Annotated in this window: 14 protein-coding genes and 1 pseudogene; 10 read left to right on the top strand and 5 right to left on the bottom strand. The window is 39.8% G+C overall.

Features of this window, described 5'->3' with window-relative positions:
- Nucleotides 1-11 precede the first annotated feature (11 nt).
- Entirely contained in the window at nucleotides 12-1,007 is a 996-nt protein-coding gene (locus tag ACSBPO_RS20235) for a DUF3231 family protein (RefSeq protein WP_442596503.1), read from the bottom strand.
- Nucleotides 1,008-1,304: 297 nt separating this feature from the next.
- Here ACSBPO_RS20235 and ACSBPO_RS20230 point away from each other — a divergent pair, with 297 nt between their 5' ends.
- The 6 genes from ACSBPO_RS20230 (at nucleotide 1,305) to ACSBPO_RS20205 (ending at nucleotide 6,258) form a co-directional block, all read left to right on the top strand.
- A complete protein-coding gene (locus ACSBPO_RS20230; RefSeq protein WP_442596501.1) occupies nucleotides 1,305-2,030 on the top strand; it encodes a hypothetical protein in 726 nt (241 codons plus the stop codon).
- A gap of 88 nt (nucleotides 2,031-2,118) precedes the next feature.
- Nucleotides 2,119-2,691 carry a kinase gene (locus ACSBPO_RS20225; RefSeq protein WP_442596499.1) on the top strand — a complete coding sequence of 191 codons (573 nt, stop codon included), beginning with the start codon at nucleotides 2,119-2,121 and terminating at the stop codon, nucleotides 2,689-2,691.
- 163 nt (nucleotides 2,692-2,854) lie between these two features.
- Nucleotides 2,855-3,757, top strand: coding sequence for an ABC transporter ATP-binding protein (locus ACSBPO_RS20220; protein WP_442596497.1), 903 nt, complete (start codon nucleotides 2,855-2,857; stop codon nucleotides 3,755-3,757).
- Between the two features lie 3 nt (nucleotides 3,758-3,760).
- Nucleotides 3,761-4,498, top strand: a complete 738-nt coding sequence (locus ACSBPO_RS20215; protein WP_442596495.1) for an ABC transporter permease — start codon at nucleotides 3,761-3,763, stop codon at nucleotides 4,496-4,498.
- A gap of 6 nt (nucleotides 4,499-4,504) precedes the next feature.
- Nucleotides 4,505-5,659 carry a histidine kinase gene (locus ACSBPO_RS20210; RefSeq protein ID WP_442596493.1) on the top strand — a complete coding sequence of 385 codons (1,155 nt, stop codon included), beginning with the start codon at nucleotides 4,505-4,507 and terminating at the stop codon, nucleotides 5,657-5,659.
- Nucleotides 5,656-6,258, top strand: a complete 603-nt coding sequence (locus ACSBPO_RS20205) for a response regulator transcription factor (RefSeq protein ID WP_442596491.1) — start codon at nucleotides 5,656-5,658, stop codon at nucleotides 6,256-6,258. Before ACSBPO_RS20210 ends, ACSBPO_RS20205 begins: the two co-directional genes overlap by 4 nt.
- 61 nt (nucleotides 6,259-6,319) lie before the next feature.
- Here ACSBPO_RS20205 and ACSBPO_RS20200 read toward each other — a convergent pair.
- The 4 genes and pseudogenes from ACSBPO_RS20200 to ACSBPO_RS20185 all read right to left on the bottom strand — a co-directional run.
- Nucleotides 6,320-6,547: pseudogene (locus ACSBPO_RS20200) on the bottom strand (sensor histidine kinase); the annotation flags it as partial.
- A 113-nt stretch (nucleotides 6,548-6,660) separates the two neighbouring features.
- Entirely contained in the window at nucleotides 6,661-8,280 is a 1,620-nt protein-coding gene (locus ACSBPO_RS20195; RefSeq protein WP_442596489.1) for a sensor domain-containing diguanylate cyclase, read from the bottom strand.
- Between the two features lie 719 nt (nucleotides 8,281-8,999).
- Entirely contained in the window at nucleotides 9,000-10,061 is a 1,062-nt protein-coding gene (locus ACSBPO_RS20190) for a GGDEF domain-containing protein (RefSeq protein ID WP_442596487.1), read from the bottom strand.
- Between the two features lie 149 nt (nucleotides 10,062-10,210).
- Nucleotides 10,211-10,738 carry an NUDIX domain-containing protein gene (locus ACSBPO_RS20185; protein ID WP_442596485.1) on the bottom strand — a complete coding sequence of 176 codons (528 nt, stop codon included), beginning with the start codon at nucleotides 10,736-10,738 and terminating at the stop codon, nucleotides 10,211-10,213.
- A 363-nt stretch (nucleotides 10,739-11,101) separates the two neighbouring features.
- Here ACSBPO_RS20185 and ACSBPO_RS20180 point away from each other — a divergent pair, with 363 nt between their 5' ends.
- From ACSBPO_RS20180 to ACSBPO_RS20165, 4 genes are all read left to right on the top strand, one after another.
- Nucleotides 11,102-11,554 carry an Lrp/AsnC family transcriptional regulator gene (locus tag ACSBPO_RS20180; RefSeq protein WP_442596483.1) on the top strand — a complete coding sequence of 151 codons (453 nt, stop codon included), beginning with the start codon at nucleotides 11,102-11,104 and terminating at the stop codon, nucleotides 11,552-11,554.
- Nucleotides 11,555-11,636: 82 nt separating this feature from the next.
- Complete coding sequence (locus ACSBPO_RS20175) at nucleotides 11,637-12,839, top strand: M20 family metallopeptidase (RefSeq protein WP_442596481.1); 1,203 nt, start codon at nucleotides 11,637-11,639, stop codon at nucleotides 12,837-12,839.
- A gap of 21 nt (nucleotides 12,840-12,860) precedes the next feature.
- Nucleotides 12,861-13,880, top strand: coding sequence for an ABC transporter ATP-binding protein (locus ACSBPO_RS20170; RefSeq protein WP_442596479.1), 1,020 nt, complete (start codon nucleotides 12,861-12,863; stop codon nucleotides 13,878-13,880).
- Nucleotides 13,877-14,890 (top strand): ABC transporter ATP-binding protein, encoded by a 1,014-nt coding sequence (locus ACSBPO_RS20165; protein ID WP_442596477.1) that lies wholly within the window; start codon nucleotides 13,877-13,879, stop codon nucleotides 14,888-14,890. The genes ACSBPO_RS20170 and ACSBPO_RS20165 overlap by 4 nt, the downstream gene beginning before the upstream one ends.
- The last annotated feature ends 40 nt before the right edge of the window (nucleotides 14,891-14,930 follow it).

Here is a 14,930-nt window from a genome sequence, read left to right as displayed (position 1 = left end):
AAAAACTGTCCTTATTCACTTAACTTATCCCGGTCGCTTGCTTGTGGAGGTCTTTCCATCCATCCGTTTTCAATCATCAAGTCTGCACCATCTTTTGCATATAATAAAAGTTCTGAAGCGAGACGAGAATAAGATACCGTTTCATCCATTCTCAAACTGGTTGAAATGGCGGCACCATAATCAGCAATAGCAATCGCCGTAACGGCTCCAATATGAAACATCATTAATTTATCTGAAAAAGGAGCTACCGTTGAATCTGTTACCGTGTCGTTCCAAGTCAATGGGGCTTTTAAGTGACTTTCATCTAAAATGTTCTGTAATAGATCCAGATGTTTACTGGCAATATCTCGGCCGCGAACCATATATTGACGAATTTCCTTAGACTTTGCCACCTGGCTGAACGCAATTGTAAGTGCCTTACGTAATGAATTAGCTTGCATATTCCCATATAAATGGGTGACTTCCAAAGCTAATAACGGACGTTGTTTTCCAAAGAGTGTCCCTAAGAATTTTTTATCGTCTACAAAGTCTACTTCTTTTAATTTTTCAATATGAGGCGCTCGTATATACAAACCTTTCTTTAACAATGTATTGGTTACAAGGTTATCTAACTGGATGGCTTCATGAACGTTTTCTTCGTATAACTTTCTAACATCATCCCTTACGGCAAGTGTAAGGCCAAGGCCATGGGCGGTTAATCCAGTTCGACAAACCTGCTTGATATAGTCTAAATAAAAAGTATCTGCAAATAACGCTGGTGCATCCATGACCACATCTTCTTCACCAAATCCCTGTGGAATAGCCATATTTTCTTTTTCAAAAATATTTTTGATTTTATCTATATGATTTTTAGCGATTTCGATACCAGTTTCGAGGACAGTCTTAATTTCCGTATCTTTCACCTTATGATTAAAATACGAAAGGACATATAGAGCTAATTCATCATTAATATATGTATTCCAAAGGTTTGAAATTTCAGCAGCTGTAAGTAATTTAGGTTGTTCCAATGATACTCCTCCTATCAAGAAATATTATTCCATATTATGATGGGATATTATGCAAACTATAAAGAGTAAATTGGAAATTTTTTTACAAATGAAATGATTGTGAAGCATGGGGACGGTTCTCGTGCTTCATTTTCACATAAGGTGTTTACTCCTTGTTGTATAAGGAAAACAAATCATCTTTCCACATTTGGGCTAAAAACTTCCCCGAAAATTGATACCAATTTCGTTATCTTTCGACTAATGGTTTAGTAGCGTATGTTCGAGCGCTGCTAAATATCATTAAGAGGTGAGTCACAAATGAAATGGAAACTTATCATTGCCACTCTCATGATGCTTTTTATAACAGCAGGGTGTGGAAACGAGAATGATGTATCTAAACAAGTTGATCCAGGTAATGAAAGTACTAATACAAACTCAAATAAAACAGATCCAATTAAAAGTGAAAATGGAAGTATCGATATAAACTCTAACGAAGTAGAATCAACCCAAACTGAAAACGAAAACACGAATACAACTTCTAAAGAAGACGAAGATGTCAATCCTGCTGATGAAGCTGAAACGAAAGATATTATCTATATGGATAATGGGGAACAAAGGACATATCCTGGTACTTTGTATAAAAGTGATCTACAAAACTTGCAATTGTATTTGTTGCCAGGGTTTGGAGCCAATTCGGACTCTGTAAAGGGGCTGGATGTTGTTTGGAATGCTGACTCTGATGAAGAAAAGATGGAGATTAAAAATCACGGGAAAGAGGATCAGCAACCAATTGTTGATAAGGGAAAAGATGATTTTGTGAAAATCTATGGAAGTGTGAAGGAGGACAAATCAAGATTAAATGATAAATTTTATCAAAATGCGGTCATTCTCCAAGCGTCAAACGAACAAGAAAAAATAGTGAAAATCATTGTGCCGATCCAAGGGGATTTGTTTGAAATCACTTTTCGTCAATCAGAGAAAATCGCAAATGATGAGTATCTTTTTGCGATGATTAAAACAATCCTTCCTGCCACGACAGAATAACAAAGTGAGAGTAAGGAAGGAACGGGTCATATTTCATCTTTCCGAAGAAGGGGATACCGGGGCTCAATAATTGAAAGAGGTAAGAAAAGTGGATATAGTAACTAAAATTCCTAAGTTTGAAAAAGGAAAACGTCTCATACTAGCTATCGACGGCTTAAGCCGTTCGGGAAAAACCACTCTCGTCAAAGAGCTAGGTAAATATTGGGATGAAACAAATACTCCCTATCATATTTTTCATATCGACGACCATATCGAAGAGCGAAGCAAACGTTATCATACCGGGTATGAAGAGTGGTTCGAATATTATTCACTACAGTGGGATGTGAACGGGTTACGTGAGTGCTTTTTTGAAAAATTAAGCTCCCATGCTGAACTGTCACTGCCCTTTTACCAAGCCGACACGGATACGCAAACGATACAAACGGTTCAGTTACCAAAAGAAGGTATCATTGTGATCGAAGGGGTGTTCCTTCAACGTAAAGAGTGGAGGGATTACTTTGATTTTGTGGTTTATCTCGATTGCCCGAGAGACTCAAGGTTTCTACGTGAATCCAAGGAAACTCAACAAAACCTAACCAAGTTTCAAAACAGATACTGGAAAGCGGAAGATTACTATTTAAAAACAGAAGAGCCTATAGGAAAGGCAGATTTGGTTCTGTGAAACAGAGGGACGGTTCTCATGCTTCATGAAGCATGAGAACCGTCCCTCTGCTTTACCCCTAATATATGACAAATGTCACCTCGAACTCATGACACTCCTTATTAAAAATGGAAACTTCTAGATTATAAAATGAACTTAAGAAATCAGGAGGTGTTGAGTGATAATGACTGAAGTGGTGAGTGTTAAGAACGTAACGAAAACGTTTAAAGATAAAATAGCCGTAAAAAATATAAGCTTTTCAATTCAAAAAGGCGAGGTTGTCGCGATTCTTGGACCAAATGGGGCAGGAAAGACAACGATGATTTCGATGATTTTAGGATTGTTAAAACCTAGCCAGGGTAATGTCACTTTATTTGGGAGACTCCCCCATGAAAAAAGTGTCCGCGAAAAGGTGGGAACGATGCTTCAGGAAGTGAGTGTCATGCCCGGATTAACGGTAAAGGAATTGCTCCATATGATTCGTAATTACTACCCCGATCCATTACCTTTAGAAGATCTCATTGAAATAACAAGATTGACGCCACAGGACATGAAGTCAATGGCTGAAAAATTGTCTGGAGGGCAAAAACGGCGCTTAAGCTTTGCTTTAGCATTGGCGGGTAATCCGGATTTGATTATTTTTGATGAGCCGACGGTCGGAATGGATCTGCACTCGCGCAATCGTTTCTGGCAAACGGTCCATTTGCTTGCGGAACAAGGGAAAACGATTATCTTTACGACTCATTATATCCAGGAAGCAGATGATGTCGCCGAACGCGTTCTTCTTTTTAAAAATGGAGAAATCATTGAAGACGGTACACCGGCTGAAATCAAAAAGAGAATCAGCAAGAAGTCGGTAACGTTCACGGTATCACCTGAAAAGTCGTTGGAAAACTTATACCGTCATCCAATGATTGACTCGATTTATCGAAAAAATGATCGTGTGGTCGTTCATACTGAAAACACGGATAAGGTACTAGAGGTTTTGTTTAGTGAAAAGCTAGGTGTCAGTGACATTCGGGTTGAAGGTGGAAAATTAGAAGAAGCCTTTGAACAATTGTTTGTTGAGCATAAGGAGGTTATGTAAGCTATGAAAATATTTTTGATGCAGTGCAAATACGAGATTCTTAGGGTATTACGAAATCGCTATTTTGTTTTTTGGTCAGTGATGATGCCCATTCTTTTCTATTATATTTTTACCAATGTGGTCAATGGAGATTTGCCGGACAAAGCTCTATGGCAAGCGCACTATTTAATGTCGATGACGACTTTTAGTGTAATGGGTTCCTCGATTATGACCCTTGGTATTCGTAAAGTGCAAGAAAGTTCACAAGGATGGTCAAAGTTTATGAGAATCACTCCGCTTTCTGATACCGTCTATTTTGTGGCGCAAATGGTCGGGCAAAGTCTGGTCCATGTGCTATCGATTATCGTTATTTTTTCAGCAGGGGCTATCATCAATGATGTTTCGCTCACTCCTGTTCAATGGATGGAGAGCGGACTGTGGATTTTACTTGGTTCGATTCCTTTTCTTGCGCTTGGTACTGTGATCGGGACGATGAGAAAAGTGGAGACCGCTTCTGGGGTGAGTAATTTGATTTACATGATGCTGGCGATTGCAGGTGGCATGTGGATGCCGCTAGAAGTGATGCCAATTTTTATGCAAAATGTCGGAAAGTGGCTGCCATCCTTTAACTATGGAAATGGTGCTTGGCAGATTATTAGTGGAGGAGCTCCAGATTGGAAAAATTTTCTCATTCTATTCTTCTTTTTTATCGTATTCATGCTACTATCTAAATATATTAGAAGAAAACAAGAAGCGGTGTGATCGTAAATGGTTCTATTTAAAGGGAAAGAATTCGTTGTTTTTCCAAGGCGTTTCGGATTCTTTCCATATATCTTTCTCCTTTATGTGACGTTCCCGATATACTCTCTCACGAAAGAAACGGGGATCAAACAACTATTGGGTTTCGCGATGATCCTATTATTTCTCGTCACGTATCGGCAGTTATACACGGTGACTAGTCATAAAAGTTTTTCGATATGGCTTGCTATACAGCTCTCAATCATTTTTATTTATTGCCTATTGTATGACATCAATTACTTATTTTTAGGTTTTTTTCCAGCGAACTTTATAGGTTGGTTTCCTAATAAGAAATTATTCAAGTTGGGATTCGCGGGATTGCTATTTGTAGAATTAGTCCCATTTTTCTATCATGTTCTGCTCGGTCAAGTGCAGTTAACTTCTAGTGAATTGTTGTATTTTGTTCCGTTTATGATCATCATGTTCATTTCTCCTTTTGGCATTCGTTCGATGAATAAACGAATGGATTTGGAGAAACAGCTAGATCAAGCCAATCAACAAATTAAAGAATTGGTGAAGCGTGAGGAGCGGGTAAGGATTGCGCGTGATCTTCATGATACGTTGGGCCATACTCTTTCTTTATTTACCTTAAAAGCGCAGTTGGTTCAAAGATTAATAGAGGTTGATTCTGAACGTGCAAAAATGGAAGCAAAAGAAATGGAACAAACGTCGAGAGCGGCATTAAAGCAAGTGCGTGAGTTAGTGACCGATATGCGTGCGGCAACAATAGCCGAGGAATTACTCGATATTCAGCAAATTCTTCAGGCGGCCGGGATTCGTTATCATATCAGTGGGACAGAAGATAGCGCGGGTACGATGTCTACTTTTACCGAAAACGTTCTGTGTATGTGTATGAAGGAAGCGGCCACTAATATTGTGAAACATAGTAAAGCAAAGAATTGCTTTCTATCGATTCAGAAGGAAGTCGATCAGTTTAAGGTGATCATTCGGGACGATGGAATGGGTTTAAAGGATGTTACAGAGTATGGGAACGGGTTAAATGGTATGAAAGAGAGGCTTGATTTGATTGAAGGAAGCCTTTCTCTTACCAATTATAATGGAGCGATCGTCGAATTGACCGTACCAATTGTTGAAAAAGTAAAAAAGGAAGGTATAGCCTTATGATTACCTTATTTATTGCAGAAGACCAAAAAATGCTTTTAGGGGCACTGGGTTCCTTGCTGGACCTTGAGGCTGATATGGAGGTAATCGGTCAGGCCCAGAATGGGGAGGAAGCGCTCAAGTTGATAACGGAGCTTCAGCCTGATGTTTGTTTAATGGATATCGAAATGCCGTTAAAAAATGGTCTAGACGTAGCAGAGGAAATCATCCAAAGCGGTTTGAATAGTAAAATCATCATTTTGACGACATTCGCGCGTCCCGGTTATTTTGAGCGGGCTGTAAAAATTGGGGTTCATGGCTATTTATTAAAGGATGGTTCTATTGAAGAGTTAAGCGATGCGATTCGGAAGGTGATCACTGGAAAACGAGTATTTAGCCCAGAACTCACTTTTCAAGTTATTAGAGAAGAAAATCCACTTTCATCAAGAGAACAAGAGATTTTAAAGTTAGCCGAAGAAGGGAAAACAACGAAAGAAATCACCGCCACCCTATATTTATCATCCGGCACCGTACGAAACTACATCTCCGAAATCATCCAAAAACTCAACGCCAAAAATCGCAACGAGGCCGTGAAAATGGCCAAACAAAAAGGGTGGATTTAGATGCATAGATGCAGAGGGACGGTTCTCATGCTTCATGAAGCATGAGAACCGTCCCTCTGTTTCAACCACCCATTTGTTTCAAAACCACGCTGAACGTAGATCCTTCTCCAACTTTACTTTCAACCAAAACAGATCCGCCATGAGCTTCGATAATGGATTTTGTAATTGAAAGTCCAAGACCGGCACCTCCAGATTGCCGTGATCTGGATTCGTCAATTCGGTAAAAGCGGTCAAATAAATGGGAAAGGAATTCTTCTCTTATTCCTGGGCCATTATCGGAAATGCTTAGTGTAGATTAATCATCGAAAAATAAACGACTAACCCTGCGGCAAAAGCAATAATTGAGAGGATTACTTTATCTTGTAGGGAATTCACTAGTCCTGTCGTGCGATTCCGCTGTCCTTATTGAAACGTCACCTTATTTTTCCCCGTACGTTTTGATTTGTATAGTGCTTCATCAGCGTAACGGATCACGGCAATTGGCTCGATATCATCTTTTGGCCACACCGCACCGCCAATACTGCAGCCTACGTGAATCTTTTCGTTGCTAAGATGAAACGGTTTATTGAGGCTGTGAATGATTTTTTCAGCGGCTTTCAATGCTTCCTGTTTATCATTGACAGAAGAAGTGATCAAGCCCACTAAAAATTCATCTCCACCGAGTCGAAACACTTCATCCCCATGAACGCAATTTTTCAATCGGTTCGCCACCTCCTGCAACATTAAATCACCCGTGTGATGACCGTATGTGTCATTGACACCTTTAAAACCATCTAAATCAAGATAAAGGAAGGTAATCGTGTTATTCATGCTCTTAGCCTTTTCCATTGTCTCTTCGAAAAAATGATCCAAGGCCATTCGGTTACGCAGCCCAGTTAATTTGTCATGATGAGCGATAGTTTCCATTTTATCAAGATCTGAGGTTGTCTTAACTAGAGAATCTACCAATTCACGCAAGGACGCCGATAGAATTTCAATATCCTTTATCCCCTTATAAGAAGGGATTTCTACCTTTCTGCCTGCTCGTAATAGATTAGCAGAATGGGTGATGTCTCGCAGTGGATTCGTAATAAATCCAGCTAAAAACCAGCCGATGATGGCAAAAATAACGGATGATGTGACTCCGATTATAAAAATAGATTTCTGTAATTCCTTTACGGGTACAAAGGCTTTCTCAACCGGAACTCGAACCAATGTCGTCCATCCTAAGCCAGGATAATCTTGATAACCTTTTCCGAATGCATAGCCAGTTAAGTATTCCTTTCCATCAGGCCATATTTCTAATGACCAATTGGAATCGCCTTTACGAGCTAATTCAATACTATCTAATTGTAATGGCTGTCCAACCAGCTCTTTTGGACCTAAAACGACCGTATTATGGTCTGCACTTACCACAAATAATTCGGCATCTTGCATTTCCTCTTTCAAGGGCTTGACGATTTCATCCTGTACTTGACGTGACCATTCCCAGCTTAGATGAGCTGCTAATACTCCGATAGGATGACCGTTTTCATCCACAATCGCTTTACTAATATCGACAAACTGTAAGGGCTCGCCACTAGGATTTGGAAGCAATTTTGCTAAAAGAACAGCGTTATGGACATCGCCGATAAAATTTCCTTTTATGCCTTCTGTAAAAACGGGACGCTCAGAAATATCTTCCCCTTTTAAAATATCATTTGTTGCGACAAGAACTTTCCCGTTGGCATCCGTTAGTCCTACCCACGAAAAGGATGGGAAGCTTTTTTGAAGTTGATTTAATAGGTTTTGTACATGTTGTTGATCACTTGGATTTTGAATATCCTTTAGTTGGCTAAGTATATCCATTTCTGCTGACCTTGACCACATAAAAAAATCAAGTTTATCGGCCATTTGATAAGCAGTGGTTGATAAGGCATGGCCAATTTCGTTCTTTACTTTTTCACTAGATTGCTTGCCAATGGAGAAGCTCAATACAATCGTTAGACCAAAAATAACGATGGCAAAAATGGCTGCAAAGTATGTTCTAAGTTTAATATTCATTTATATACCTCAAATAATAGTTATGAAAAATTCGACATAAACTGACAATCATTAAGACTTATTTTAATATAATAGGACGTATTTTGATAGCGGTTTATTACTTTTGGAAGGAAAAGGCTCCCGCAGTCTGATTATGAAGTGGACGAAAAGGGCTTTGACTTTGAATAGTACGATGAACACTGTCATTATTGGGATTACGACCGAATTTATTTGGAAATCCATCTGCCAATAAAGGTAAGAGGGTGAGTGTTTAAGGAAACATTTCATTAAAGGACACACGGTCCGCTATTTAACAAAAACGTATCGTTTTTAGAGGGTTATCGGACTATGGTTCCGTTATTGCCCCAAAAGTATACCTTTTTACAATGAAATAAGGGGAATAGCGGATCCTGAGTCCGTAAAGCTATGAAAAAACATCTATTTTTGGGTAATAACGAATAACGGATCCTGTGTCCTATTTGAAAAAGCAAAGCCTATTAACGATAAGATAATCACGGTGCTACCTAAAAAGAGCCCAATGTAATTCTGGGTTAAATGTTGATGAATTACCCTTCGATTCTAATTCCTAACGGTGATCGCTTCGCAGGTCCTATGGGGAATGGTTTTCTTTTCCAAATTCACGATTTAGGGGAACATACGTATTAATCAAACGTTTGATTGAATTTTTACTTAAACCAAAAAGGGCAGCCAAAAGAGGTTCTCCCTGGCCACCCTACTATTTACGCCTGACAAACTCGATTTCTTCCAGATTGTTTCGCGTCATATAATGCTTTATCCGCATCCTCAATTAATGAAGTAGCATCCTTGGTTGTTTCGTTGTACGTTGCCACTCCAATGGATATGGTTATATGAATGGTTTTCCCAGAACTAAGTAAAAAGGAATGTTTCTCCACGTTTCTTCGAATGCCTTCGGCGATTTCCCTGGCTCTATCCAGCGGGCAGTCCAATAACAGGACCGTAAATTCCTCGCCACCATTTCGACTGACGACATCAAAGGTTCTTGTGCTATTTTTCAAAATCATACTAAGCTCTCTTAATACCCCATCGCCCTCTAAGTGACCATAAGTATCATTAACCTTTTTGAAAAAGTCGATATCGATATAAAGGAGTGATAGTTTTTCATTCGTTGTTTTCAAATTCCCAATGCATATATTAAAAATTTCATCAAACTTTCTCACATTATTTAATCCAGTCAGTCCGTCTGTTGCCGATTCAAATTTGTACTTTTTTAATAACTGTTGATTTCGTACCATGAACTCAATCATATAAAAAGCGACAAATGCACCTAAATAGGAAACACTCCAGTAAACAGGTAAAATGACCATTAGGGTTGACCAATCTTGGATGAGATAAGTAAGAATTACGGTAGAAATAAGGTTGGATAAAGTTAAAATGGAAACTACTTTCCATTTCCTTGATAAGGTTGTTTTTGAAACTAATAGAGTCATAATTGTAATTGGAACGACAAGAAAAATTGATGCATAGGCAGATAGATTAATGCCGATTAGGAATCGACCCAAAATAATGAGGATCATCGCTATATAGGCTGGGATAGACCCGCTATAAAAGGCTAGTGTAATAATGGGTATATGTCTTAAATCTATAATAGTGGAACCAATATGCATGCTATACTGCATAAGAATATTACCTAATATTCCTCCTAATAGACCAAATAGGATTTTACCTTTTAGGTTTTGAGTAACATCCTTCGTTATTTGGGTATAGAGAAACAATAAAGATATAAGGATGGCTAAATTTGCAAAAAGCTCTTTTATTATCATTAAAAATCACCTAGTCTAAGATAACATGTTTTGCCATTTTAGTTAACTAGTATTTTTAGGAAAAGAATGATAAATAAGTGAACTTTAACACTGTGACAATAATAATAAAAGCACGAATTCCTATTTTGGAAATCGTGCTTTATTTAAATCTATTCAATGGCATACTTATATTTTATGATAGCTGCAAGACCGGCTCCATGCTTGAATTCTCCGTTTTTAATCATCACTTTCAAATCTTCCATACTCATTTTATGTACTTCCAATTGTTCGGAGCTTTCTAGGTTTTGTTCGGTAGGTGTTAGTCCTGCTGCGGCAAATAAATAGATTTCCTCACTTGTCGAGCCTGGTGATGGAAAAAAGCTGCCTAATTCAAGCCAATGTTCAGCCACATAACCAGTTTCTTCCTCTAATTCACGTTTGGCTGTTTCCAGTGGGTCTAAATCAATTCCATCTATCGCACCCGCTGGCAGCTCCCATTGCCAATCCTTAATGGAGTGACGGTATTGCTTTAAAACTAATACTTCGTGATCCTCCGTAATTGGAAGGACACAAACCCCTTTAGCAAAATCGACAAAGGAAAACGTTTTTTCTTCACCATTTGGCAGACTTACTTTATCGGATGTGATTTCAAAACGATCTACTTTTAATTTGAGTGAATGGTTTATTTTCCACGCCATATTTATTCTCCTCTCAAAAGACCTACTACCAATATTTAGTAGAAGGACTTTGGTGCTATAAAATTCTACTACCTTCCTTCAATTCTTTTAGTATAACCGTATTTATTTTAGGAGAAAAGTTTCAGTTGATTTTTTATTAAGGTAAAGCGTTACCATGTAAAATCCTTATTTCTCAACAGTGCAAGCGGTTACTAACATTTAAAATATTCTAAATATTTAAAATAGTCCTTTTTACTCTTAAAAAGATTGGTCCGTTTCTAGATAATAAAAACTAAATATTTATTCCTTTTCAAGCTTTTTCATTTGAAAAAAAGTCGAATTACATAAGCGATTATGCGAATCCAAGACGAATGGAGGGGTTGAATGTATGGAAAGCACCAGCTAGACCAACTTGATAAAAAAATTATCCACCTTCTTTCCAAAGATGGAAGAAGACCTTTCACCGAACTAGCCGAGGAATTGAATGTCACAGAAAAGACCATTCGAACCCGTTTCAAAAATTTAACCGAAAATGAAATTCTCAATGTTACTGGTGTCGTGAATCCGGTGGCCATTGGAATTAAAGCAGGAGCGATCATTCTCGTTAAAGTTCAATTATCCCACTTAGATCAAGTCATTGAACATGTCAAAAAGGTAAAAGAAGTTCGATTCATTAGCCTTATTTCAGGACCCTATCCATTAATTATCCAAATCAACGTCCCCGAGCAAGAAGATTTAAAAGACAGCCTTAAACGTATCAAAAAAATCGATGGCATATTAGAAATAAATAGCTTTATTCAACTCGAAGTGTATAAAAATACATTTGAGTATTTTTAAATACAACCCTCATTAAATTTTTCTAATTATTAATTTGAGTAAACCGATAGAAATTTACAAAATTACACAGGGGGAATGTCCAATGTTACAAACCTGGTTCCAGCAGTTAGAAGAGATGTATGACCAAATGGTGGAATGGAGACGGCATATGCACCAGCATCCGGAGCTAAGCTTCCAGGAAGTTGAGACACCGAAAATGGTTGCCTCGATTTTAGAAAGCTTTGGTGTGGAGGTACGGACGAATGTAGGGGGCAGAGGGGTAGTCGGAACGATTCAAGGTGCCAAACCTGGGAAAACCATTGCACTAAGAGCCGATTTTGACGCTCTGCCCATCCCAGACGAAAAGGATGTTCCGTATAAATCAAAGGTTCCTGGTGTGATGCATGCCTGTGGACATGATGGTCACACGGCTACTCTTTTAGCGGTAGCAAAGGTGTTAAGTGAAAATCGTGACCAGTTAGCAGGAAAAGTTGTTTTACTTCATCAGCACGCGGAAGAGCTGGCTCCCGGTGGTGCGATTGCGATGATTGAGGATGGCTGCTTAGACGGAGTGGATGTGGTATTTGGAACTCATCTAACTTCCGGTATGCCAACAGGCGGCTACGGTTATAGATCGGGTTATCTGATGGCAGCAGCAGACCGCTTTGAAATTAAGGTTCAAGGAAAAGGCGGGCACGGTGCTTCCCCGCATCAAACGATTGATGCCGTTGCGATTGGGGCACAGGTGATTAACCAGCTTCAGCATATTGTCAGCCGTCAGGTCGATCCACAAAAGTCAGCTGTCCTAACAGTAGGGTCGTTCCACGCTGGAAATGCATCCAATGTTATTGCTGATTCCGCCGTGATGACGGGAACAGTTCGAACATTTGATGAAGAGGTTCGTGATCATATTGAAAAAGAAATTAAAGTGTTAGCAAACGGAATTTGCTCCGCCTTCCATGCCACTTGCGAAGTCGATTATGGACGTGGCTATCCAGCTGTCTATAACCATCCGGAGGAAACGCAGGTTTTTGTAGAGGCTATTTCTAAAAATGTAGGTAAGGAAGTCCTGGTTGAAATGCCAGCGATGATGGGTAGTGAGGATTTCTCTTATTATCTAAAAGAAAAGCCAGGGATGTTCTTCTTTACAGGTGCTGGTAATACCGAAATCGGAGCGGACTTCCCGCACCATCACCCGAAATTTGATTTTGATGAAAAAGCGATGGTAAACGCAGGCAAAGGGTTATTAAGCCTTGTTTATCAATATGTGTCAGCAAAGGAACCACAAGTGGCCGAAACAAGGTAATGACTCACAGGAGGTGAAACGATGAAGGAGTTTTTAGAAGTTGAAAAATTGCAAACTGCTTTTAAAACAGATAAAGGAGAGGTGACCTCGGTAGAAGAGGTTTCCTTCTCCCTGAAGCCTGGTGAAACGATTGGGATTGTAGGTGAATCAGGTTGCGGAAAAAGTGTCACCTCCCTATCGATCATGAGGCTGTTGGGTAGACAGGGATTTATCAGGAAAGGTGCAGTGAAGTTAAATGGGAAGGACTTAACTCAACTCACAGAAGAAGAGATGAGACAAATTCGCGGGAATGAAATCGCGATGATTTTTCAGGAACCGATGACATCGTTGAACCCTGTTTTTACCATCGGAAATCAGATGATGGAAGGCCTTCGCTTACATTTAAAAATGGATCCAAAGGAAGCAAAGCTATATGCGATTGACATGTTAGGGAAAGTTGGGATTCCAAGACCAGAAGCAATTTTTCACGAATATCCGCATGCCTTATCAGGCGGGATGCGGCAAAGGGTCATGATTGCGATGGCGTTATCATGCAACCCAAAACTATTAATTGCGGACGAGCCTACTACCGCCTTAGATGTCACGATTCAAGCGCAAATCTTGAATTTGATGAAAGAACTCCGCGAAACGTCGGAAACCGCGATTATGCTTATTACCCATGATTTAGGGGTCATTGCGGAAATGGCAGATAAGGTGTTGGTCATGTATGCGGGACAAGTGGTGGAGGAAGCGGATGTGTTCACGTTGTTCGATCATCCCAAACATCCTTATACAAAAGGATTAATCGAGTCGATTCCTCATTTGGAATTTGATAGCCACAATCGTTTGTATTCCATTCCGGGGACAGTGCCAACGTTGCAGCATATGCCTGAGGGTTGCCGTTTTCATACAAGATGTCCGTATGCAACCGATAAGTGTTTATCGAATAAACCACAGCTTCTTCCAGTCGACAAGGGGAGCGACCATAAAGTTAGGTGCTGGTTATATGAAGCCGAGAAGCAAGAGGCTGCACACCTTAGTGGGAAGGGGGTACGAGTATGACGGTCATCGTAGAGAAATTTTCAAAAGATGTTGATGCTAAGGCGCAAGACACTCTCTTAGAAGTTAAGAATCTAAAAAAATATTATCCGATTAAAAAAGGGATTATCTCGCGAACAGTCGGGCATGTCAAAGCGGTAGATGGCTTAAATTTTTCGATTAAAAAAGGGGAAACTCTTGGTCTAGTAGGAGAATCGGGCTGCGGTAAATCGACAACTGGACGAGCCATCATCCATCTAGAACAGCCAACAGACGGCAGTATCATCTTTGATGGAAAGGACCTATCGACGCTTGGAAATAAGGAGTTACGCAAGGTTCGAACGAATCTGCAGATTATTTTCCAAGATCCTTACTCCTCCCTTAATCCAAGAAAACGGGTCGGTGACTTGCTTGCGGAACCGTTATTGGCTCATAAGCTAGCGACACCTGAGGAAGTGAAAAAGAAGGTAGACGATATTCTTGAAATCGTCGGGTTAACCAAATTCCACCAAAGTCGTTATCCACATGAGTTTTCAGGCGGACAACGCCAACGGATTGGAATTGCGAGGGCCCTAATCTTAAATCCGAAACTGGTGGTCTGTGATGAGCCTGTTTCCGCTTTGGACGTATCGATTCAAGCCCAGGTTTTAAATCTATTAAAAGATTTACAGAAGGAATTTCAATTAACCTACTTATTTATTGCCCATGGGCTTGGAGCCGTGAAGTATATCAGTGACCGAATCGCCGTGATGTATTTGGGAAAAATTGTTGAGCTTGCCAAGACTGAGGATATCTTTAAGCGACCGAAACATCCTTATACACAAGTCCTTCTCAACGCCTATCCGATTCCGAATCCGCATTTGCGGAACCGAGAACGATTTGTCATCGAAGGCGATGTTCCAAACCCGGCCAATCCGCCAAAGGGGTGCAGCTTCCATACAAGATGCCCATTTGCTAAGGCGATTTGTCAGGAGCAAACGCCACAGCTTACTGGTGGAGAGCACTCATTCGCTTGCCATTTTCCATTATCGTAGGCTGGCGCGAAGCATTTTTTTAAAAAAGAAGGGGGGAGAA

The organism is Neobacillus sp. D3-1R, assembly GCF_052180215.1.
Classification (GTDB): Bacteria; Bacillota; Bacilli; order Bacillales; family Cytobacillaceae; genus Pseudoneobacillus.
This window is presented reverse-complemented; position numbering and strand designations above follow the sequence as displayed.